Annotated in this window: 17 protein-coding genes; 8 read left to right on the plus strand and 9 right to left on the minus strand. The window is 70.9% G+C overall.

Annotation, left to right across the window (positions count from 1 at the left end; translation table 11 throughout):
• Positions 1 to 115 precede the first annotated feature (115 nt).
• Complete coding sequence (locus tag ACZ63I_RS18440) at positions 116 to 1,141, plus strand: LacI family DNA-binding transcriptional regulator (protein WP_469339798.1); 1,026 nt, start codon at positions 116 to 118, stop codon at positions 1,139 to 1,141.
• A 167-nt stretch (positions 1,142 to 1,308) separates the two neighbouring features.
• On the opposite strand, the gene glgC is transcribed toward ACZ63I_RS18440, so the two are convergent.
• The 3 genes from glgC to ACZ63I_RS18455 are packed head-to-tail and all read right to left on the minus strand — an operon-like array spanning position 1,309 to position 4,504.
• Complete coding sequence (gene glgC, locus ACZ63I_RS18445; RefSeq protein WP_469339799.1) at positions 1,309 to 2,526, minus strand: glucose-1-phosphate adenylyltransferase; 1,218 nt, start codon at positions 2,524 to 2,526, stop codon at positions 1,309 to 1,311.
• Positions 2,527 to 2,561: 35 nt separating this feature from the next.
• Positions 2,562 to 3,743 carry a glycogen synthase gene (glgA, locus tag ACZ63I_RS18450; RefSeq protein ID WP_469339801.1) on the minus strand — a complete coding sequence of 394 codons (1,182 nt, stop codon included), beginning with the start codon at positions 3,741 to 3,743 and terminating at the stop codon, positions 2,562 to 2,564.
• A 44-nt stretch (positions 3,744 to 3,787) separates the two neighbouring features.
• Positions 3,788 to 4,504 carry a (2Fe-2S)-binding protein gene (locus ACZ63I_RS18455; RefSeq protein WP_469339967.1) on the minus strand — a complete coding sequence of 239 codons (717 nt, stop codon included), beginning with the start codon at positions 4,502 to 4,504 and terminating at the stop codon, positions 3,788 to 3,790.
• Positions 4,505 to 4,673: 169 nt separating this feature from the next.
• Between ACZ63I_RS18455 and ACZ63I_RS18460 the strand changes: the two genes are divergently transcribed.
• On the plus strand, positions 4,674 to 5,744 hold the full coding sequence (locus tag ACZ63I_RS18460; protein WP_469339802.1) for a DMT family transporter: 1,071 nt from the start codon (positions 4,674 to 4,676) through the stop codon (positions 5,742 to 5,744).
• Here ACZ63I_RS18460 and ACZ63I_RS18465 read toward each other — a convergent pair.
• The gene (locus ACZ63I_RS18465; protein ID WP_469339804.1) at positions 5,625 to 6,977 is read right to left on the minus strand and encodes a transglycosylase family protein; all 1,353 of its coding nucleotides are present in this window, start codon (positions 6,975 to 6,977) and stop codon (positions 5,625 to 5,627) included. The genes ACZ63I_RS18460 and ACZ63I_RS18465 overlap by 120 nt on opposite strands.
• A 239-nt stretch (positions 6,978 to 7,216) precedes the next feature.
• Here ACZ63I_RS18465 and ACZ63I_RS18470 point away from each other — a divergent pair, with 239 nt between their 5' ends.
• Both ACZ63I_RS18470 and ACZ63I_RS18475 read left to right on the plus strand, forming a co-directional pair.
• Positions 7,217 to 9,721 carry a glycoside hydrolase family 3 C-terminal domain-containing protein gene (locus ACZ63I_RS18470; RefSeq protein WP_469339806.1) on the plus strand — a complete coding sequence of 835 codons (2,505 nt, stop codon included), beginning with the start codon at positions 7,217 to 7,219 and terminating at the stop codon, positions 9,719 to 9,721.
• Positions 9,722 to 9,729: 8 nt separating this feature from the next.
• Positions 9,730 to 10,860, plus strand: coding sequence for a LacI family DNA-binding transcriptional regulator (locus tag ACZ63I_RS18475; protein WP_469339807.1), 1,131 nt, complete (start codon positions 9,730 to 9,732; stop codon positions 10,858 to 10,860).
• 15 nt (positions 10,861 to 10,875) lie between these two features.
• Here ACZ63I_RS18475 and ACZ63I_RS18480 read toward each other — a convergent pair whose 3' ends face one another.
• The gene (locus ACZ63I_RS18480) at positions 10,876 to 12,228 is read right to left on the minus strand and encodes an ROK family transcriptional regulator (protein WP_469339809.1); all 1,353 of its coding nucleotides are present in this window, start codon (positions 12,226 to 12,228) and stop codon (positions 10,876 to 10,878) included.
• Positions 12,229 to 12,370: 142 nt separating this feature from the next.
• Between ACZ63I_RS18480 and ACZ63I_RS18485 the strand changes: the two genes are divergently transcribed.
• Genes ACZ63I_RS18485 through ACZ63I_RS18500 form a run of 4 tightly spaced genes read left to right on the plus strand, consistent with a single transcriptional unit; the run spans position 12,371 to position 16,934 of the window.
• Positions 12,371 to 13,687: an ABC transporter substrate-binding protein gene (locus ACZ63I_RS18485; RefSeq protein ID WP_469339811.1), complete on the plus strand. Its 1,317-nt coding sequence runs from the start codon at positions 12,371 to 12,373 to the stop codon at positions 13,685 to 13,687.
• Positions 13,688 to 13,697: 10 nt separating this feature from the next.
• Positions 13,698 to 14,702 carry a carbohydrate ABC transporter permease gene (locus ACZ63I_RS18490; protein ID WP_041993576.1) on the plus strand — a complete coding sequence of 335 codons (1,005 nt, stop codon included), beginning with the start codon at positions 13,698 to 13,700 and terminating at the stop codon, positions 14,700 to 14,702.
• Entirely contained in the window at positions 14,695 to 15,558 is an 864-nt protein-coding gene (locus tag ACZ63I_RS18495) for a carbohydrate ABC transporter permease (protein ID WP_469339812.1), read from the plus strand. The genes ACZ63I_RS18490 and ACZ63I_RS18495 overlap by 8 nt, the downstream gene beginning before the upstream one ends.
• 20 nt (positions 15,559 to 15,578) lie before the next feature.
• Positions 15,579 to 16,934, plus strand: a complete 1,356-nt coding sequence (locus tag ACZ63I_RS18500; protein ID WP_469339814.1) for a GH1 family beta-glucosidase — start codon at positions 15,579 to 15,581, stop codon at positions 16,932 to 16,934.
• A gap of 99 nt (positions 16,935 to 17,033) precedes the next feature.
• Here ACZ63I_RS18500 and ACZ63I_RS18505 read toward each other — a convergent pair whose 3' ends face one another.
• From ACZ63I_RS18505 to ACZ63I_RS18520, 4 genes are read right to left on the minus strand one after another with little or no spacing between them, the layout of a single operon-like run.
• On the minus strand, positions 17,034 to 17,957 hold the full coding sequence (locus ACZ63I_RS18505) for a PfkB family carbohydrate kinase (RefSeq protein WP_469339815.1): 924 nt from the start codon (positions 17,955 to 17,957) through the stop codon (positions 17,034 to 17,036).
• Complete coding sequence (locus tag ACZ63I_RS18510) at positions 17,954 to 18,943, minus strand: zinc-dependent alcohol dehydrogenase family protein (protein ID WP_469339817.1); 990 nt, start codon at positions 18,941 to 18,943, stop codon at positions 17,954 to 17,956. The genes ACZ63I_RS18505 and ACZ63I_RS18510 overlap by 4 nt, the downstream gene beginning before the upstream one ends.
• Positions 18,940 to 19,839 (minus strand): carbohydrate ABC transporter permease, encoded by a 900-nt coding sequence (locus tag ACZ63I_RS18515; RefSeq protein ID WP_469339819.1) that lies wholly within the window; start codon positions 19,837 to 19,839, stop codon positions 18,940 to 18,942. Before ACZ63I_RS18515 ends, ACZ63I_RS18510 begins: the two co-directional genes overlap by 4 nt.
• Entirely contained in the window at positions 19,836 to 20,792 is a 957-nt protein-coding gene (locus ACZ63I_RS18520; protein ID WP_469339969.1) for a carbohydrate ABC transporter permease, read from the minus strand. Before ACZ63I_RS18520 ends, ACZ63I_RS18515 begins: the two co-directional genes overlap by 4 nt.
• Between the last annotated feature and the right edge of the window lie 12 nt (positions 20,793 to 20,804).

Below are 20,804 nucleotides of genomic sequence, written 5' to 3' on the forward strand. Positions count from 1 at the left end.
GCCCGCGCGGGTCGCCCGCCCGGGTCCGCCGCGCGACCGGCAACACCCCGTGGATAACGTTGTACACATTGGGCAGGGGGCGGGCCGCGGGGGCCGGCCTCGGAGGGGAATAGCGGTGAGCGTCAGCCTCAAGGACGTCGCGGAACACGCGGGCGTCTCCATCAAGACCGTCTCGAACGTGGTCAACAACTACCGGCACGTCACCCCGGCAATGCGGACCAAGGTCCAGCACGCCATCGACGAGCTGGGCTACCGGCCGAACCTGACGGCCCGCCATCTGCGCAAGGGCCGCACCGGCATCATCGCGCTGGCCGTCCCCGAGCTGGGCAACCCGTACTTCGCCGAGCTGGCGGGCGCGGTCATCGACGCGGCGGCCGAGCACGACTACACCGTGCTGCTCGACCACACGAGCGGCAGGCGCGAACAGGAGATCCTGGTCAGCCAGGGGTTCCGGGCCCGGGTCATCGACGGGCTGATCCTCAGCCCCATCGAGCTGGAGCCCGAGGACCTGCTCGGCCGCGACCACGACGCGCCGCTGGTGCTGCTCGGCGAGCGGGAGTACGGGCTGCCCTACGACCACATCGCGATCGACAACGTCGCCGCCGCGCGGGCGGCCGTGCGCCATCTGCTGGACCTCGGCCGGTCCAGGATCGCCTTCCTCGGCGCCCGTACCGACCGGGTGAACGAGCCGTCCCATCTGCGGGTGGACGGCTGGCGCGCCGAGCTGACGGCGGCCGGGCTGCCCGCCCCCGACGCACTGGTGGCGGCGACCGGCGGCTGGGACCACGCGGACGGCGCCGCCGCGATGGCGCGGCTGCTGGACTCGGGCGAACTGCCCGACGCCGTCTTCGCGTACAACGACCTGATCGCCATCGGCGCGATGCGGGTGCTCTCCGAGCGGGGGCTGCGGATCCCCGAGGACGTGGCCGTGGTGGGCTTCGACGACATCACCGAGGGCCGCTACGGTCTGGTCACGCTGACCACGATCTCCCCGGACAAGCAGACCATCGCGCGGCTCGCCGTGCGCTCGGTGGTGGAGGGGCTGCTCGGCACGGAGGAAGGGACAGGCCCCGGCGGCGGGCGCGAACTGCGCGCCGAGTTCCGGCTGGTGGAGCGGGAGAGCACGCTGGGCAGGCGCTGAGCGGCCGGGCCTGTCGTGTGGATCTTGCCGGGCCCGCGTGGCCTGGCAAGATCCAGACGACAGGTACTAGGGAGTGTCCGCGAAGTATCGCCGTCCGCCCGTGGGGCCGGCCACCGCGAGCCGGACGAGACTTCGCGGACACGACCTAGGCCACCACATATCCCGCGCTACGCCACCACTTGGCCCTTGCCGAGCGCGACGATGCCGTTCTTCGACACCGTGTACAGCGCGGAGTCCCGCTCAGGATTGACGCCGATGGCCGCGCCGGGCGGCACGTCCACGTTCTTGTCGAGGATCGTGCCGCGCACCACGGCGCCCCTGCCCACCCGTACGTTGTCGTGCAGCACCGACCCCTGCACCACCGCGCCCTCCTCGATCACCACACCGGGCGACAGGACCGAGCGGGTCACCTGGCCCCTGATGACGCAGCCGGGGCCGACGATCGAGTCGCTGGCGATGCCGCCGGCGACGAACCGGGCGGGCGGCAGCAGGTCGTTGTGGGTGTAGATGGGCCAGCGTCTGTTGTCGAGGTTGAACATCGGCTGCGGCGAGATGAGGTCCATGTGCGCGTCGTAGTACGTGTCGAGCGTGCCGACGTCGCGCCAGTAGCCGTGCTCCCTCGGGGTCTCCCCCGGTACGTGGTTGTCGCTGAAGTCGTAGACCTGGGCCTGGCCGCGCTCGGTGAGCATCGGCAGGATGGAACCCCCCATGTCATGGACCGAGTCCGCGTCCTCCGCGTCCCGGTACAGCGCGTCGATGAGCACCTTGGTGGTGAACAGGTAGTTGCCCATCGAGGCGAAGACATGGCCGGGGTCGCCGGGCAGTCCCGGCGGATCGGTGGGCTTCTCCAGGAACTGCTCGACCTGGAGGCCGTCGGAGGCCGGGGTGATGATCCCGAACGACGAGGCCTCGGCGCGCGGCACCCGGATCCCGGCGACGGTGACCCCGGCGCCGTTCTCGATGTGCTGGGCGAGCATCTGGCGCGGGTCCATCCGGTACACGTGGTCGGCGCCGAACACCGCGATGTAGTCCGGCCGCTCGTCGTGGACGAGGTTCAGGGACTGCAGGATCGCGTCGGCGCTGCCGAGGTACCAGTGCGGTCCGAGCCGCTGCTGGGCCGGTACGGGCGTGACGTAGTTGCCCAGCAGGCTCGACATCCGCCAGGTCGTGGAGACGTGCCGGTCCAGCGAGTGCGATTTGTACTGCGTGAGCACGCAGATACGCATGATGTCGGCGTTCACCAGACTGGACAGCACGAAGTCCACCAGCCGGTACGTGCCGCCGAACGTCACCGCAGGTTTGGCCCGGTCGGCGGTGAGCGGCATCAGGCGTTTGCCCTCGCCGCCCGCCAGTACGATCCCGAGCACGGAAGGTCCACCACGCATCGCCGCTCCCATTGTTCGCGATCCCGTTTATGAGGCTATGAGGACTGGAGCAGGTCCTGGTACACGCCGTACGTACGGCGTGCCACCTGGTCCCAGCCGAATTCCCGCACGGCCCTTTCCCTGCCTGCTGCCCCCATCCGGCCCGCCGACTCCGGATCGTCGAGGACCCGGTTGAGGGCTTCGGTCAGCGCCGACTCGAAAGCCTCCGGCGACTTCTCGTCGTACGGCACGAGCAGGCCCGTACGTCCGTCGTCGACGACCTCGGGAATCCCGCCCACCGCTGAGGCGACCACGGCGGTGCCGCAGGCCATCGCCTCCAGGTTGACGATGCCCAGCGGCTCGTAGACCGAGGGGCAGGCGAAGACGGCCGCGTGGGTGAGGAGCTGGACCACCTCGGGTCGCGGCAGCATCTCCGGGATCCAGAACACCCCGTCGCGCTTGCTGCCCAGCTCACCGACCAGCTCGCGGAACTCCCGTTCGATCTCGGGCGTGTCCGGGGCACCCGCGCACAGCACCAGTTGGGCGCCGGGGTCCAGCGCGCGGGCGGCGCGCAGCAAATGGGGCACCCCCTTCTGGCGGGTGATGCGGCCGACGAACAGCACGTAGGGCCGGTCCTTGTCGATGCCGAACCTGTCGAGGACCGTGGTGCCGTGGTCGGGCCGGTAGAGCGCGGTGTCGATGCCGTTGTGGATGACATGCACCCGGGCGGGATCGAGGGCGGGGTAGCAGCCGAGGATGTCGGCGCGCATGCCGCTGGACACGGCGACGACCGCGTCCGCCGCTTCGACCGCCGTACGCTCGGCCCAGCCGGAGAGCGCGTAGCCGCCGCCGAGCTGCTCGGCCTTCCAGGGCCGCAGCGGCTCCAGCGAGTGCGCGGTCACCACGTGCGGGATGCCGTAGAGCAGTTTGGCGACATGGCCGGCGAGATTCGCGTACCAGGTGTGCGAATGGACCAGTTCCCGCCCTTCGGCGGCCGCGGCCATCGCGAGGTCCACCGAGAAGGTGCGCAGCGCGTCGTTGGCCCCGTCGAGGGAAGCGGCCGCGCGGTGCCGGGTCACGCCGGGCGCCTCGGCGGCGGGCGCGGTGTCGCCCGAGCCCCAGCAGTGCACCTGGAGATCGGTGAGCGCGCGCAGTTCGCGGGCCAGGAACTCCACATGGACGCCGGCTCCGCCGTACACGTCCGGCGGGTACTCCCGTGTGAGCAGCCCGACCTTCACGCCATGCCCCCGTCGTCGTCCAGTGATCGTCAGCCCTGCCATGGTCACCCGGAAACGTCCTGTACGGAAGAGCGTGCGGGTGGCTGGTTGAAGACACAGTCGCCGCAGAGGCCTCCGCCGGGGCAGCGGTAGTAGAGGCAGCAGCTCCGCCGCCGGAACCCGCCGTGCCCGCTGAGGGCCCCGGTCGTACGCAGGTCGGGGTGGTCGAAGAGGGCCGCGCCGTACGCGCCGGCCAGCGCGGCGGCCTCGGGGCGGCCGTGCGCCGCCGCCCAGTCGGCGAGTTCCCTTACGGCCCCGGCGAGCGCCGATCCGGCGTTGCCCCACAGCAGCCGTGCGGCGACAGGACCGTCGGCGCGTACCGCGGCGGCGAGCGGTTCGAGATGGCCGGACTGGACGGTCGCGCGTACGGCTTCCGGGGTCGCGGGCAGCGCGGGGCCCGCGTCGAGCCACAGGTCGTCCGGCGAGGTCAGCCGGGGGTCCCAGTACAGCGAGCGGGCGTCGAGGTCGGGCACGGCGCCGGTCAGCACGGCGCTGCCGAGGGCGACCGACCAGAGCCGGGCGGCGAGGCCGAGCTGGGCCACCGAGGCGGCGACCCGGCGCTCGGGTGCGCGCAGCCGCTCCGCCACCCGGTCGATCCGCAGAGTGAGCGGCGCGGTGTCGCCTCCGTACACCCGGGCCGGTGGAATGTGTGCGCCTTCGCGGGGTGGCTCGGTGCGCAGCGCGAAGAAGCCGCCCACCGTGGCGACCAGCGCCAGGTCCACCGGACCGGTCCCGCCCACTCCACTCCACCCCCGCCTCGCGCCCCGGACGACCCTCTCTCGACCATCTCTGGGGGGACGCCCGGTCCCATCCTGTACTACGACGGCAGTACGCCCGATTGACCTCTTCAGGACGACGCAGAATCCGTATCGACAAGAGATCGTGGAAGACATGAGTGCCTTTGCGCTGAGCGTGCTTCTCTCGCTGGTCTCCGCGGTCGCCTATGCGGCCGGGGCGATCCTCCAGGAGCGCGTCGCCGCCGACACCCCGGCCCGCCCCTACGCACCCCTGCACCACGGCGTGTGGTGGGCCGCCGTGGGCCTGAACGGGGTCGGCGCGCTGCTGCATGTGGTGGCGCTCGCCTACGGGCCGCTCAGCCTGGTCCAGCCGCTCGGCGCGCTGACCATCGTGTTCGCGCTGCCGATGGCCGCGCTGTTCGTGGGCCGCAAGGCCGGACACACCGCCTGGCGCGGCGCGCTGATGGCGACGGTCGGTCTCGCGGGGCTGCTCGCCCTGACGGAGGGCAGCGACTCGCACTCCCTGGACGGCGGGCAGCGGCTGATGCTGGCGCTGGTGACCTTCGGCGCCGTGGCCGCGGTCTTCGTGGCGGCGCAGGTCGTGCACCGCCCGGCCGTGCGGAGCGTGCTGCTGGCCGCCGCCGCGGGGGTGGCGTTCGGGATCGCTTCCGTCTTCACCAAGACCGTCGCCGAGGACTGGCGGTCGGCGGCGGCAGGTGTGCAGGTGCCGAGCCTGGCGGCCATCGCCGTGCTCGCCGCTGCCGGGCTGCTGCTCTCCCAGGCCTCCTACCGGGGGGCCGGGCTCGCCGCGCCGCTGGCCGTGGTGACCGTGATCAACCCCGTGGTGGCGGCGGCCGTCGGGATCACCCTGTTCGGCGAGGGGTTCCGGTACGGCGTGACGGGCACGGTGCTGGCGCTGGGCTCCGGGGTCGTCGCCGCGGGCGGGCTGATCCTGCTCACCACGGACCGGATCGGTGCCTCGCGGGGTTCGGCGTCCCGGTCGTCGTCAGAGGACCGGCCGCCCCGTGCGGTGGGCCCGCCTCCGGACGGGGCCGCCGTACCCACCGGGGTGCGTCCGGACCGTGCCGACCCTGAGCGGGGCGGTTCAGAGCTTGACGCCGTGGGAGCGCAGGAACGACAGGGGGTCGATGTCGCTTCCGTAGCCCGGCCCCGTACGCATCTCGAAGTGGAGATGCGGTCCCGTCACGTTGCCAGTGGCTCCTGATCTGGCGATCCGCTGGCCCTCGCTCACCCGCTGCCCGTCGCGCACGTTGAGCGCCGACAGATGCGCGTACTGGCTGTACTTCCCGTCGGGATGCCGGATCACGACCTGGTAGCCGTACGACTCGGCCCAGCCCGCCGAGACGACCTCGCCGGCGCCGACGGCCTTCACCGACGTGCCGGTGGGGACCAGGAAGTCCACGCCCGTGTGATAGCCGCTGGACCAGGAGCCGCCCGATGTGCGGTACTGCGTGCCGACCGATGCGTGCACCGGGGCGGTGAAGCCGCTCGACTTCGCCTTCGGCTTCTCCGTGTGCGCCGCGGGCTTGGCCTTCTGCGCCGGCTTCTCCGCCGCCTTCGACTTCTGAACGCTCTTGGGTTGCTCGGCCGCCTTGGGCTTCGCCGCCGGGACCGGCTCGGCCCTGTCCTTCGCCTTGGCCTTCGGGGCGGCGGTCTTCGGGGGCGCGCTCTTCGGGGCGGCGGTCCTGCCCTCCGCCGGGACGCGCAGCACCAGCCGCTGCCCGGGGAAGATCAGGTCCGGGTCGCTGCCGACGACGCCGCGATTCTCCTCGTAGAGCCGCTGCCAGCCGCCGAGCACCTGCTCATCGACGGCGATCTCCGAGAGCGAGTCGCCGCGGGCCACGGTGTAGCCCTCGCGGTGGGTCGGCACATGCGTGGGTGAGGCGGTCTTCTTCGGCTCGGCCTTGGGCTTGGCCTCACTCTTCGGCTCGGCCTCCGCCTTCGGCCTGGTCTCGCTCTTCGGGACCGACCGGGGCTTGGCCGCGTTCTTGTTCCCGATCTCGCCCTTCTCGCCGCCCTGCGCCTGCTTGCCGCCGGTCGAGATGTCCGGCGCGTCTCCCCCGCGGGTCAGCCCCGCGCGGACCGAGCAGGCGGGCCACGCTCCGGGGCCCTGCCCCTTGAGCACCTTCTCGGCGACGGCGATCTGCTGGTCCTTCGTGGCGAGATCGGCGCGCGCCGCGTAGGCACGGCCGCCGTACGCCTCCCAGGTGGACTGGGTGAACTGGAGGCCGCCGTAGTAGCCGTTACCGGTGTTGATGTGCCAGTTGTTGGTCGACTCGCATGCGGCGACCTTCTCCCAGACGTCGACCGGGGCCGCGTGCGCGGCGACAGCGCCGATGAGGGGAAGCGCCATTCCGGCGCCGCCCGCCGTGACGGTCAGCGACGCGCGGTTGATGCGGCTCGGCTGATATCTGCGGTGCCGACCGGTTACGGCCATGAGTTCACTCCCCCGACTGACAGGTAGGACATGTCGCAATCGGCCAACTTAGGCGCGGCGTACGGACCGTGACAAGGGCTCACTCTCCGTCTGGCTCTTTCTCGCCACTCGGCGTGCCGTGTCCGGCATCCGCGCGCCCGCCCCGCCCCTGCTGCCATTGACAGCGCCCGCCCGGTCCGGGGAGTCTGGGCCATGCGAGCCGGAGAGCGCTCTCCGAGGGGTGGGAGAAGGGGTTGGGTATGACTGACGAAGAGATCGACCATCTGCTGGAGAAACTGGACCTCGCGCAGAAGGTGCGCCTGCTGACCGGCGCGAGCAACTGGCGGACCCATGCCGAGCCGGCCGTCGGACTGCGCCCTCTCGCCTTCTCCGACGGCCCCGCGGGGGTGCGCGGCGACGCCTGGGACGAGCGGGACACCTCGCTCGTCCTGCCTTCGCCGACGGCGGTCGGCGCGGCCTGGGACGACGAACTGGCCACCGCGCTCGGTGCGCTGCTCGCCGCCGAAGCGCGGCGCAAAAGCATCGACGTACTGCTGGCGCCGACGCTCAATCTGCACCGCTCGCCGCTGGGCGGGCGGCACTTCGAGTGCTTCTCCGAGGACCCGCTGCTGACCGGGCGCACCGGCGCCGCGCTCATCAGGGGCATCCAGTCGGGCGGCGTCGCGGCCACCCCGAAGCACTTCGTGGCCAACGACTCGGAGACGGATCGGCTCACGGTCGACGTACAGGTCGACGAACGGACCCTGCGCGAAGTGTATTTGGCGCCTTTCGAGGCGGCGGTCGAAGCCGGCACCTGGGCCATGATGTCCTCATACAACCAGGTCAACGGGGTGACGATGGCGGCGGGGCCGCTGCTGCGGCGGCCGCTGAAGAGCGAGTGGGGCTTCGCGGGGCCCGTGGTCTCCGACTGGGGCGCCGTGCGCTCCCTGCTCGACACGGCGCGCTCCGCACAGGACTTGGCGATGGGCGGCCCTGACAGCCCGTGGTCCGCTGGGCTGCTCGAAGCGGCGGGCAAGGGACTTGTCCCGCCGGAGGCCGTCGACGACAAGGTGCGCAGACTGCTGCGGCTGGCCGACCGGGTGGGCGCGCTCACCCCTGGCCGGAACGAGCCCCCGCTGGTCTGGCACCCGGTGAGCGCGCCGTCCGACCAGCGCGCGCTGCTGCGCCGCGCGGTGGCCGCCGGGTCCGTACTGCTGCGCAACGAGGGCGAGTTGCTGCCGCTCGACCCGGCGCGGCTGCGCTCGGTCGCCGTGGTCGGACCGCATGCCGCGTCGGTCCGCATCCAGGGCGGCGGCAGCGCCGAGGTGTTCCCCGACTCGGTCGTCTCGCCGCTGGAGGGCATCGTCCACGCGCTGCGCGGCACGGCCGAGGTGAGCCATACGCCGGGACTGCCGGCCGGCCGGCTGCCCCGGCCGCTGGAGCGGGCGTTCGTACGGGACCCGCGCGACGGCGAACCGGGTGTCCTGGTACGGCTGCTGGACGAGGCAGGCGGCGAACTCCACGCCGAGCACCGGCTGTCGGGCCGGATCGTGGAGCCCGGCCTGGTGCCGCCCGGCGCGCACACGGTCGAGATCCGGGCGCTGCTCCGCCCGGACGAGAGCGGCAGGTGGACCTTCGCCGTCGGCGGCTGGGGGCTGATCTCACTGTCGGTCGCCGGCGAGACCCTGCTCACCGGGACCTTTCCGCTGGACTCCGACGATCCGACCCGGGTCCATGTGGCGCCGCCCTACCGCAGCGCGAGCGCCGAACTGACCGCGGGCGACGAGGTGGAGGTGGTCGCCAGGCGCCGGCTCGATCCCGGCTCGGGGGTGGCCACGATCCTGGCGGCGGCCCGGCCCGCGGGGGACGCGGCGCACGCACTCGCCGCCGCCGTGGCGGCGGCCAGGGCCGCCGATGTCGCCGTGGTCGTCGTCGGTACGACGGAGGAGAGCGAGTCCGAGGGGCGCGACCGCGAGACGCTCGCCCTGCCGGACGGCCAGGACGAGCTGATCAGGGCCGTGGCCGAGGCCAACGAACGCACGGTGGTGATCGTCAACTCCGGCGGGCCCGTGCTGCTTCCGGACACCGGAAGCCGGGCGCCGGCGCTGCTGCTGGCCTGGTTCCCCGGCCAGGAGGCGGGGCACGGTCTCGCCGACGTGCTGTTCGGCCGGGCCGAGCCGGGCGGCCGGCTGCCCACCACCTGGCCGGCCGCCCAGCACGACGTACCGGTGCTCCGCACGGAGCCCGAGCAGGGCCGGCTCAGCTACCGGGAGGGGCCGCACATCGGGTACGCGGCCTGGCTGCGCGCCGGCACCCCGCCCGCCCACTGGTTCGGGCACGGCCTCGGGTACACGACCTGGGCGTACGAGTCGATGGAGACGCCTGTCGCCGTGGCCGAGGGGAACGGGTTCGAGGTGCGGGTGACGCTGCGCAACACCGGGCGGCGGCGCGGACGCGAGGTCGTACAGCTCTATCTGGCCAGGCCCGACTCGGCGGTCGAGCGGCCGATGCGGCGGCTCGTCGGGTACACGGCGGTGACCGCGGGGCCCGGCGAGGAGGCCGTCGCCGTCGTCCACGTGCCGGCCAGGGCGCTGGCGCACTGGTCGGTGGAGCGGCAGCGCTGGGAGAGCGAGCCGGGCGAGTTCCTTCTGCTCGGTGGCCGCTCGGCCGGGGACCTGCCGCTCACCGGCGTGGTGTCCGCTTCGGCGCCCCTCCCCGCTGTCACCAGGGGCGACCACGGAGAGCGCTCTCCTCTAATGCTATAAATGCGGTCATGACGGAAGACGTGCGCTCGACCGGCGCACCCACCCTGGAGGATGTGGCGCGGACGGCTGGTGTCTCCCGCGCCACGGTCTCGCGTGTCATCAACGGTGTCCGGAATGTCGACCCGACGATAGCGGACGCGGTCCGCAAAGCCGTGGCCAGCACCGGCTACACGCCCAACCGGGCGGCCCGTTCCCTGGTGACGCGGCGGGCCGACACGATCGCGCTGGTCGTCTCGGGGGCGGGGGCCGATCCCGATCCTGACGACCCCACGGGTGGCAGCAGCATCTACCGGGACAGCGAGGGGAGCGACGCCGACCTGGGGGCGCCGGACGGCGGCAGCGACTCGTTCACCGCCGAGGTCTTCTCCGACCCGTTCTTCGGCCGGGTGGTGACCGGTGTCGTCAACTACCTGAGGCCGCGCGGGATGTTCCCCGTGCTGATGTTCGCGGAGACGGCGCGCGCCCGGGAGGAGATCGTCTCGTACATGCGCCAGGGCAGCGCCGACGGCGCGCTCGTCGTGTCGACGCACGCCGAGGACCCGCTGCCCGCCATGATCACCGAGGCGGGGCTGCCCGCCGTGCTGTACGCGCGTCCGGCCAGGCCGGTGCGGATCAGTTACGTCGACCTCGCGCACCAGGACGGTTCGCGGATCGCGGCCGAGCATCTCGTCAAGCGCGGCTGCCGCAGGATCGCCACCATCACGGGCCCGCTCGACGTGCCGGCGGGGCAGGACAGGCTCGCCGGGTTCCGCACCACGATGACGCGCCAGGGCCATCCGTACATCCCCATCGCCGAGGGCCGGTTCACCCAGGAGAGCGGCGAGGCGGCCATGGAGCGGCTGCTGGCCGAACACCCCGATCTGGACGGCGTGTTCGCCGCCAACGACCTGATGGCCGTGGGCGCCTGCCATGTGCTGCGCGAGCACGGCAAGCGGGTGCCGGAGGATGTCGCGGTGATCGGCTTCGACGACAGCAGCGCCGCTGCCGCCTGCCGGCCGCCGCTGACGACGGTGCGCCAGCCCGTGGAGGACATGGCGGCTGAGATGGGACGGCTGCTGCTCGACCGGCTCGCCCGCCCCGACCGTCCTGTCACCTCGGTGATATTCGAACCCACCCTGGTGATACGGCAGTCGGCCTGAGTCAGGTCGCGGAGGTCAGCCGGGGATCGGTTCGCCCGACGCCTCCCCCGCGGTCGCGGGAGCGCGCCGCCAGCGCCTCGGTACGCCCACGGCGCCGCTCTGCGGGACGCTCTCGTCCGGCGTACGGGGACGGCTGCCGCCGCGCGCCAGGAAGGCGGCCAGCGGCAGCGTCGCGGCCCCCACCGTCACCGCGTCGGGGCCGAGTTCGCCGATGTCGATGGTGGTGCGCCCGGCGGCGTGGCTGAGCGCGTACTGCGCGGCGTGCCGGCGGATGGCGGGCAGGATGTGCGGGCCGACCAGCAGCCCCGCCCAGCCGCCGAGCAGGATCCGGTCGGGCAGGAAGAGGTTGATCAGATCGGCGAGTGCCGCGCCCAGGCACTCGGCGGTGTCGTCGAGGAGGGAGACGGCGAGCGGATCGGGCACCGCGCCCTCGGTGTCGGGGAACGCGGCGTCCAGCAGGGCCGCCAGGGCGCTCTCGTCGTCGGTGTCGTCCGGGAGCGGACCTCCCAGCTCGTGCCAGCGCTCGCGCATCGCCTCGGCGCCCGCGTACGCCTCCAGACAGCCGATGGAGCCGCAGCGGCAGCGGCGGCCCCTCATGTGCACGGTGGTGTGGCCCCATTCGAGGGCCGTGCCGCGTCTGCTCTCCTCGACCAGCGCGCCGCCGTGTATGACGCTCGCGCCGACGCCGGAGCCGATCAGCGCGATGGCGGCGGTGCCGGCGCCCCTGCCGCCGCCGAACCACATCTCGGCCTGGCCCAGCGTCTTGGCGCCGTTGTCGATGAACAGCGGTACCTCGGGCGGGACTTCGACGGCCTCGCGGAGCAGCCGCTCGAACGGTACGGCGCTCCAGCCGATGGTCTGGCCGTGCACGACCGCGCCTTCGGGGCCGCCGCGCTCGATGATGCCGGGCACCCCGATGCCGATACCGAGGAGCTGGTGCGGATCGGCGCCCGCGTCCCTGATGACATCGGCGACGCCGGTGCGCACATGCGCGACGATGCGGTCGACGTCGTAGCCGTGCTGGGCCAGCAGCCGGTCGGTCCTGGCGAGTTCGGTGAGCGACAGGTCGAACAGCTCGACCCGCACCCGGGTTTCGCCGATGTCGATGCCGATGAGCAGTCCGCCGGCGGGGGCGACACGCAGCAGGGTACGGGGGCGGCCGCCGTCGGAATCGACCACTCCGGCCTCCTCCAGGAGACCCTCGGCGGCGAGTTCGGCGACGACGTTGCTGATGGATCCTGAACTCAAGCCGGTCGCGGATCCGAGCTCCTGGCGGCTCAGCGGGCCATCGAAATACAACCGTTGCACAACCCGGGCGCGGTTGCCGCGTCGCAGGTCACGCACTGTTCTTCTGTTGCGTTCCGCCATGTTGCTCCTTCCCTGGACGCAACATACCCCCGTCGCAGCCCTTGACGCGACCTTCTCTCACCTCTTAAATCACGGCATAAATTAAGTCATGGAGACCGTTCGACTCTCGAACGATGCCACCCCCGGAAAGGGGCCACCTCACATGCGCAAGATCAGAGCCGCAGCAGCCGTCACCGTCGTCACCGCCCTCGCGGCAGCAGCCACGGGCTGCGGCGGAGGCTCGTCGGACAGCGGCGACAACTCCGCACCGAAGACGCTCACCTACTGGGCGTCCAACCAGGGCCCCAACATCGACGCCGACAAGAAGATCCTGACCCCGGAGCTGGCGAAGTTCCAGAAGCAGACGGGTATCAAGGTCAAGCTCGAAGTCGTCCCGTGGTCCGACCTGCTCAACCGCATCCTCGCGGCCACCACGTCGGGTGACGGCCCCGACGTGCTCAACATCGGCAACACCTGGTCGGCCTCTCTCCAGGCGAGCGGCGCCCTGCTGCCGTGGAACGCGAAGAACTTCGACGCGATCGGCGGCAAGGACCGCTTCGTCACGTCGGCGGTCGGCTCGTCCGGCGCCGAGGGCAAGGACCCGTCGGCCGTACCGCTGTACTCGCTGGCGTACGCGCTGTACTACAACAAGCAGATGTTCGCCGACGCGGGGATCAGCAAGCCCCCGACGACGTGGGACGAACTGATCGCCGACGGAAAGAAGATCCACGCCAAGGACGCCAACAAGTGGGGCCTCGGCGCTGAGGGTGGCAACCTCTCCAACAACATCCACCAGGCGTTCGCCCTCGGGCAGCAGCACGGTGCCGACTTCTTCGACAAGTCCGGCCAGCCGACGTTCACCTCCGACGGCGCGGTGGCCGCCGTGAAGCAGTACGTCGACTTCATGGCCAAGGACAAGATCATCGCTCCGGGCAACGCGGAGTACGCGCAGAACCAGTCGCTCACGGACTTCGCCAAGGGCAAGACCGCGATGGTGCTGTGGCAGGCCGCGGCCACGAGCTTCGCCTCCCAGGGCATGAAGCCCGACGACTGGGGCGCGGCCCCGGTGCCGGTCCAGTCCGGCGTTCCCGGCACGGGCACGAACGTCAACTCCATGGTCGCCGGTATCAACATCGCGGTGTTCAACAACACCAAGAACGTCGACGGCGCCAAGAAGTTCGTGAAGTTCATGACGAGCGACGCCGAGCAGGTGTACCTCAACAAGAGCTACGGCTCGATCCCGCCCGTCAAGGCCGCCCAGGCCGACCCGGCGTTCTCGGCGCCCGACCTCCAGGTCCTGCGTGACACGCTCGCCAAGAGCGCCGCGCCGCTCCCCCAGGTCGCTGCCGAGTCGCAGTTCGAGACCACCGTCGGCACGGCCATCAAGGGCCTGTGGGCGGACGCCGCGGGCGGAAAGCCGGTGACCACCGAGTCCGTCAAGGCAGCCCTGACCAAGGCCCAGCAGCAGATGACGCAGTGAGGCTCTCTCCATGACCGCCACCGTGACACCCCCCAGTGCGCAGGCGGGCAGCAAGGAGACTTCGGGCAGTGGGGGTGCGCGCAGACGACTGCCGCGCATCCCCGACCGGATCCGCCGCGGCGGTCTGCCCTATCTGCTCCTGCTGCCGGCGATCCTGCTCGAACTGCTCATCCATCTGATCCCGATGGCCGTCGGGATCGTGGTCAGCTTCCGCAAGCTGACCCTCTTCTTCATCCGCAACTGGGGCCAGGCTCCCTGGTCCGGTTTCGACAACTACAAGGTCGCCGTCGACTTCGACGCGCCGATCGGCCAGGCGCTGCTCCACTCGTTCTGGGTGACCTGCGCCTTCACGATCCTGTCCGTGGGACTGTGCTGGCTGTTCGGCACGGTCGCGGCGATCATGCTCCAGGAGACCTTCCGGGGCCGCGGACTGCTGCGGGCGATCTTCCTGATCCCGTACGCGCTGCCCGCGTACGCCGCGATCATCACCTGGGCCTTCATGTTCCAGCACGACAACGGCCTGGTGAACCATGTGCTGCACGACCAGCTCGGGCTCACCGACAAGCCGTCGTTCTGGCTGATCGGCAACAACAGCTTCATCGCGCTGGTCGTCGTGTCGGTCTGGAAGGGCTGGCCCTTCGCCTTCCTGATCATCATGGCGGGGCTGCAGAACATCCCGCGCGACCTGTACGAGGCGGCGTCCATCGACGGCGCCGGCATGTGGCAGCAGATCCGCAAGATCACCCTGCCGTCGCTGCGTCCGGTCAACCAGGTGCTGGTGCTGGTGCTGTTCCTGTGGACGTTCAACGACTTCAACACGCCGTTCGTGCTGTTCGGCAAATCGGCGCCGGAAGCGGCGGATCTGATCTCGATCCACATCTACCAGTCGTCGTTCGTGACCTGGAACTTCGGTTCGGGATCCGCGATGTCGGTGCTGCTCCTGCTGTTCCTGCTGGTCGTCACCGCGATCTATCTGCTGCTCACGTCACGAGGGAGGAAGAGCGCCGATGTCTAGTCACAGCAAGTCTCCGATGGCTTCGCCGCAGTCCTTCCTCTGGACGCGCCGTATCGTGCTGACCCTGCTGGCCGGCTTCGTGCTGCTGCCCGTCTTCGTGATGGTCAGCAGCTCGCTCAAGCCGCTCCAGGACGTCAACGGCAAGTTCCAGTGGATCCCGAGCGGGCTCACCATCCGGCCGTACTTCGACATCTGGAAGACCGTCCCGCTCGCCAAGTACTTCGCCAACTCGCTGATCGTGGCGGGTACGGCGACGGTGGCCTCCGTGATCATCGCGGTGTTCGCCGCGTACGCCGTGAGCCGCTACCGGTTCGCGGGCAAGCGGGTCTTCACCGTCACGGTGCTGTCGACCCAGATGTTCCCCGGCATCCTCTTCCTGCTGCCGCTGTACCTGATCTTCGTCAACATCGGCAACAGCACCGGCATCACGCTGAACGGCTCGCGCGGCGGTCTGATCCTCACGTATCTGACCTTCTCGCTGCCGTTCTCCATCTGGATGCTGATCGGGTACTTCGACTCCATCCCGAAGGACCTGGACGAGGCGGCGCTGGTGGACGGCAACGGCCCGCTCGGCGCGCTCTTCCGCGTCGTCGTGCCCGCCGCCATCCCCGGCATCGTGGCCGTCGCCGTGTACGCGTTCATGACGGCCTGGGGCGAAGTCCTCTTCGCCTCCGTCATGACCAACGACAACACCAGAACGCTCGCCATCGGACTGCAGGGGTACTCCACGCAGAACGATGTGTACTGGAACCAGATCATGGCCGCCTCGCTCGTCGTGAGCGTGCCCGTCGTCATCGGGTTCCTGCTCCTCCAGCGCTATCTCGTCGCCGGACTGACCGCGGGTGCAGTGAAGTGACCGATTCAGAAAGGAAGTCAGTGAACCAGCTCAGCGCCCTTCCGGCCGACTTCACGTGGGGCGTCGCCACCGCCGCGTACCAGATCGAGGGAGCGGTGGCCGAGGACGGCCGCGCCCCCTCCATCTGGGACACGTTCTCCCACACGCCGGGCACCATCGACGGCGGGGACACCGGCGATGTGGCCTGCGACCACTACCACCGCGTGCCCGAGGACATCGGGCTGATGAAGCAGCTCGGTGTCGACGCGTACCGCTTCTCGCTCGCCTGGCCGCGGATCGTGCCGGACGGCAACGGCGCGGTGAACAAGGCCGGTCTCGACTTCTACGACCGGCTGGTCGACGGTCTGCTGGAAGCGGGCATCAGCCCGTTCGCGACGCTCTACCACTGGGACCTGCCGCAGGCGTCCCAGGACAGGGGCGGCTGGCCGGCCCGCGAGACCGCCGAGCACTTCGCGCGGTACGCGGGCATCGTCGCCGAGCGCCTCGGCGACCGGGTCAAGGACTGGGCGACCCTCAACGAGCCGCTGTGCTCGTCGTGGATCGGCCACCTCGAAGGCACGATGGCGCCCGGCGTACGGGACCTGACGGCCGCCGTGCACACCTCGTACCATCTGCACCTCGGCCACGGCCTCGCGGTGCAGGCGATACGCGCCGTCTCCTCCGACGCGCGGATCGGCATCGTCAACAACCTCAGCCCGATCGAGCCGGCCACCGACAGCGAGGCGGACCGCGCGGCGGCCGTCCGCGCCGACGGACACACCAACCGCTGGTGGCTGGACCCGATCCACGGCCGCGGCTACCCGCAGGACATGGTCGACCTGTACGGCGTCGACCTGCCGGTGCGCGACGGCGACCTGGAGACCATCGCAGCGCCGCTGGACTGGCTGGGAGTGAACTACTACTTCCGCCAGATCGTCCGCGACGACCCGACGGGCATCGCCCCGTTCGCCAAGCAGGTCGAGGTACCCGGCGCCCGGCTGACGGCCATGCCGTGGGAGGTGCACGCCGACGGCCTTGAGCAGCTCCTGCTGCGGGTGACCGAGGAGTACGGCGCGCAGCGCATCTTCGTCACCGAGAACGGCTCCGCCTACCCGGACGTCGTCCAGCCCGACGGCACGGTCGACGACCCGGAGCGCGTGCGGTACCTGGAGGAGCACCTGGCGGCCTGTGCGCGGGCCGTCGAGAAGGGCGCCCCGCTCGCCGGGTACTTCGCCTGGTCGCTGCTGGACAACTTCGAGTGGGCGTACGGCTACGACAAGCGCTTCGGCCTTGTCCACGTCGACTACGACACGCAGGTCCGCACGATCAAGAGCAGCGGCTACCGCTACGCGGACATCGTCCGGCAGACGTCGGGCCGGGGCAGCCAGGCCGCGTAGAGCCGCCTCGGCAGCAGTCCGCGCCGGACAGGACCGGAGCCACCGCCCTTTCGGGGAGGGCGGTGGCTCCTGTGTGTCCGGGGGCGGCCCGGGTGTGCGTCAGACGCCGGCGGCCAGGGTGATCTCCGTGCCCGACACCGCGACGACCGAAGCGGCGGCCTCGGCGGCGAACTCCAGCATCGGGCGGGCCGCTTCGCCCGTCGGCACCGCCCCGCCGGCGGCGAGCCGGCTCAGCAGCGCCGCCATGAACGCGTCGCCCGCGCCGATCGTGTTGACCACCTCGACGGGGACGGCGGGCACCGAGACCGGCTCCCCCGAGCCGGTGTACGCGGTGCTGCCGTCGGCGCCTCGGGTGAGGACCACCAGCCGTCCCTCAGCCGCGAGTTCGCGGCAGGTCTCCTCGGGGTCGGCCGCAGGCCAGAGCGCGGCGACGTCCTCGTCGCTCGCCTTCACGACCTGGGCCAGTTCGCACAGCTCCCGCAGCATGGCCAGACTGCTCGCCCGGTCGAGGCCGCGGTCCTCCCGTACGTTGGGGTCGACCACCAGGACCGAGTGCTCGGCCGCCGCCGCTGCCGTGGCCGCCACCGCTGTCGCGGCCGGTTCGACGACGGCGGCGAGTCCGCCCACGTACACCGCGCCGAACAGGCCGACGTCGCCGGCGTGCGCGGGGATCCGGAAGGTGGCGGTGTCCCGCAGATGGAAGTGGTACCCGGTGCCGTCGGGGCCGGGGTCCGCGACCGCGAGCGCCGTCGGCAGCGGGGAGCGCGCGCACAGATCGAGCCGTACGCCCGCGGAGACGAGCCGCTGTTCGAGCGTACGGGCGAACGCGTCGGCCCCCAGCGCACCGGCGAACCAGCTCGGCGTACCCAGCCGGGCCAGACCGTCGGCGACGTTGGCCGGGGCGCCGCCCGGCTGGGCCCGGTAGGTGCCCGGTTCGCCGGGCGCGGGCACCAGGTCGATCAGCGCCTCCCCGAGCACCAGGACGGCCCCGGGGCCCGGCGCGGGCCCCGCGTCCTGGGTCATGGCTCCACCACGATCTTCCGGCCCTGTCCCGCCTTGAACTTCTCCAGCGCCTGCGGGTACTCGTCGAGCGGCAGCCGGTCGCTGATGAAGACGGCCGGGTCGAGCACACCGGACGCGAACAGCGCGGCCGCCCGCTCGTAGCTGTGCAGCACCGCCATCGAGCCGGTGATGGTGATCTCGTGGTTGTAGATCTTGTACGGCTCGATGAGCGCGGTCGTCGCGTAGTCGGAGACCCCGAACTGCAGGAACGTTCCCCCCTTGGCGACCCTGCCGAGACCGTCCTGGATGGCGCCCGCGTTGCCGGTCGCGTCGATGACGAAGTCCCAGCCGCGCACCGTCTCCAGCTCGTCGGCCGTCGCGGCCGACCGGGAGACCCCGAGCTTGGTCGCCGTGGCCAGCCGGTCCGGGTTGATGTCGAGGATGTCGACGGAGGCGGCCCCGGTGCGCTTGGCCAGCTCCAGCATCATCAGGCCCATCGTGCCCGAGCCGTAGATCAGCACCTCCGCGCCGAGCGTGCTGCTCAGCACGTCGTAGCCGCGCACCGCGCAGGACAGCGGTTCGATGAGCGCCGCGTCCTTCACGTTGATGTGGTCGGGCAGCTTGACGCAGTTCGCCACGGGCGCGAGCGCGTACTCCGCGGCCCCGCCGGGTTTACTGACGCCTATCGCGTTCCAGCGTTCGCAGAGGTTGCCCCGGCCGATCCGGCAGTAGTGGCACTCGTGGCAGTACAGCGAAGGGTCGACGGCGACGAGGTCGCCGATGGACAGTTCCGTGACGTCGGAGCCGAGTTCCACGATCTCCCCGGCGAACTCGTGCCCGGGGACGATCGGCAGGGTCGGCGCGAACTCGCCCTGCAGGATGTGCAGATCGGTGCCGCACAGGCCGCATGCCGCGACCTTCACGACGACGTCCCTGGGTCCCGGGGTCGGATCGGGAACCGTCGTCACGGAAACCTTGCCGACGGACTCGACGATCGCAGCCCTCATTTGACAGCTCCAAGAGAAAGGCCCTGGACGAGTTTGTCCTGGGCGGCGAAACCGGCGGCGAGCACCGGCAGGGACACGACCACGGAAGCGGCGCAGAGCTGGGCGAGGAACAGCCCCTGGCTCGTGACGAATCCGGTCAGGAAGACGGGCGCTGTCTCCGCCTTCACACTGGTCAGCACCCGGGCGAACAGCAGCTCGTTCCAACTGAAGATGAAGCAGATCAGCGAGGTGGCCGCGATACCGGGCGCGGCGACCGGCGCCACCACCCGGGTCAGGATGGTGACCAGCCGCGCCCCGTCGACCTGTGCGGCCTCGATGATGGAGACCGGCACGTCCGCGAGGAAGGACTGCATCATCCAGACCGCGATCGGCAGATTCATCGAGGTGTAGAGGATGACGAGCAGCCAGATGTTGTCGAGCATCCCCGCGTTCTTCGCGAAGAGGTACACGGGCAGCAGCCCGGCGACCATCGGCAGCATCTTGGTGGAGAGGAAGAAGAACATCACGTCCGTCCACTTCTCCACCCGCTTGATGGACAGCGCGTACGCCGCAGGAAGCGCGAGTACGAGCACGAACAGCGTCGAGAACAGCGACGCCATCAGCGAGTTGATCAGCGGCGGCCAGGGGCTGGGCCCCCCGCCGGAGCCGAAGAAGATCCGGTAGCTGTCGAGGGTGAGCGGCGCTCCGATCGACGGCGGGTTGGTGGCGGCGTCGGGTTCCGAGTGGAACGACGTCACCAGCATCCAGATGGCCGGCAGGCAGAAGACGACGCCGACGACCCACGCCAGCAGGCCGAGCGAGGCGGAGCGCCGCCTGGCCTTGCGTTCGACGGGGGCCTTGGTGCGCCGGCGCTCGGTGGCGGCCGGCGGGACGTCCGTTGCGGTCAGGGTGCTCATGCGCGGTTCGCCTCCTCACTGAAGAGGGACGAGACCACGCGCAGGGCGAAGGTCGCGACGATGATGGTGCCGATCACCACGACGACTCCTGCGGCGGACGCCAGTCCGTATTCGTGAGCCTGGTAGAAGGTCTGGTAGATCGTGTACGGGAGGTTGGCGGTACCGAGCCCGCCCGCCGTGATGGTGAACACCGCGTCGAAGTTCTGCACGATGTTGATCGAGCCGAGCAGGATGCCCAGTTCGAGGTAGCGGCGCAGATGCGGCAGGGTCAGGAACCGGAACATCTGCCAGTTGCTGGCGCCGTCGAGCCGCGCCGCCTCCATGATGTCGAGCGGCCGGCTCTGCAGCCCGGCGAGCAGGATGAGCATCATGAACGGGGTCCACTGCCAGACGAGCGCGACCTCGACCGCCGTCAGCGGCATCTCCGAGATCCAGTCGGGCTGCCCGGGGTTGTCGACGCCGAACAGGCCGGTGAACCAGGCCCAGCCGCCGTTGAGCAGACCGTACTCGGGGTTGTAGAGGACGTGCTTCCACAGCAGCGCCGCCGAGACGGGCACCAGCAGGAACGGGGTGATGAGCAGGGTGCGGACGAAGCCGCGCCCCATGAACTTCCGGTCGAGCAGCAGCGCGAGGAGCAGCCCGAGGATGACGCTGGCCAGCACGACGGTGACGGTCAGCTCGATCGTGGTGAACACCGAGTCCCGCAGGTCGGCGTCGGAGAACACCGAGCCGTAGTTGGAGAACCCGGTGAAGCTGCGCGAGTCGGGGGCGAGCGAGTTCCAGTCGAAGAGGGAGATCAGCAGCGTTGCCACGAAGGGCAGTTGGGTGACCGCGATGAGGAAGATCAGCGCGGGCAGCAGCGGGGCGCGGGTCGCCCAGGCTCGCGCCCGGGTGCCCGGCCCCCGGCCGGCCGTGCGGGGCGCAGGGGAGTGCGCCTGGCCGGCCGGGGACAGCGACGGTGTTCC

It is taken from the genome of Streptomyces sp. NPDC087906 (assembly GCF_055584925.1).

What these genes read in the sequence shown, in the direction of transcription:
- glgC (WP_469339799.1), bottom strand. Translation starts at nt 2,526, where the DNA reads ATGCGTGGTGGACCTTCCGTGCTCGGGATCGTACTGGCGGGCGGCGAG.
- ACZ63I_RS18460 (WP_469339802.1), top strand. Translation starts at nt 4,674, where the DNA reads ATGAGTGCCTTTGCGCTGAGCGTGCTTCTCTCGCTGGTCTCCGCGGTC.
- ACZ63I_RS18465 (WP_469339804.1), bottom strand. Translation starts at nt 6,977, where the DNA reads ATGGCCGTAACCGGTCGGCACCGCAGATATCAGCCGAGCCGCATCAAC.
- ACZ63I_RS18470 (WP_469339806.1), top strand. Translation starts at nt 7,217, where the DNA reads ATGACTGACGAAGAGATCGACCATCTGCTGGAGAAACTGGACCTCGCG.
- ACZ63I_RS18475 (WP_469339807.1), top strand. Translation starts at nt 9,730, where the DNA reads ATGACGGAAGACGTGCGCTCGACCGGCGCACCCACCCTGGAGGATGTG.
- ACZ63I_RS18480 (WP_469339809.1), bottom strand. Translation starts at nt 12,228, where the DNA reads ATGGCGGAACGCAACAGAAGAACAGTGCGTGACCTGCGACGCGGCAAC.
- ACZ63I_RS18485 (WP_469339811.1), top strand. Translation starts at nt 12,371, where the DNA reads ATGCGCAAGATCAGAGCCGCAGCAGCCGTCACCGTCGTCACCGCCCTC.
- ACZ63I_RS18490 (WP_041993576.1), top strand. Translation starts at nt 13,698, where the DNA reads ATGACCGCCACCGTGACACCCCCCAGTGCGCAGGCGGGCAGCAAGGAG.
- ACZ63I_RS18495 (WP_469339812.1), top strand. Translation starts at nt 14,695, where the DNA reads ATGTCTAGTCACAGCAAGTCTCCGATGGCTTCGCCGCAGTCCTTCCTC.
- ACZ63I_RS18505 (WP_469339815.1), bottom strand. Translation starts at nt 17,957, where the DNA reads ATGACCCAGGACGCGGGGCCCGCGCCGGGCCCCGGGGCCGTCCTGGTG.
- ACZ63I_RS18510 (WP_469339817.1), bottom strand. Translation starts at nt 18,943, where the DNA reads ATGAGGGCTGCGATCGTCGAGTCCGTCGGCAAGGTTTCCGTGACGACG.
- ACZ63I_RS18515 (WP_469339819.1), bottom strand. Translation starts at nt 19,839, where the DNA reads ATGAGCACCCTGACCGCAACGGACGTCCCGCCGGCCGCCACCGAGCGC.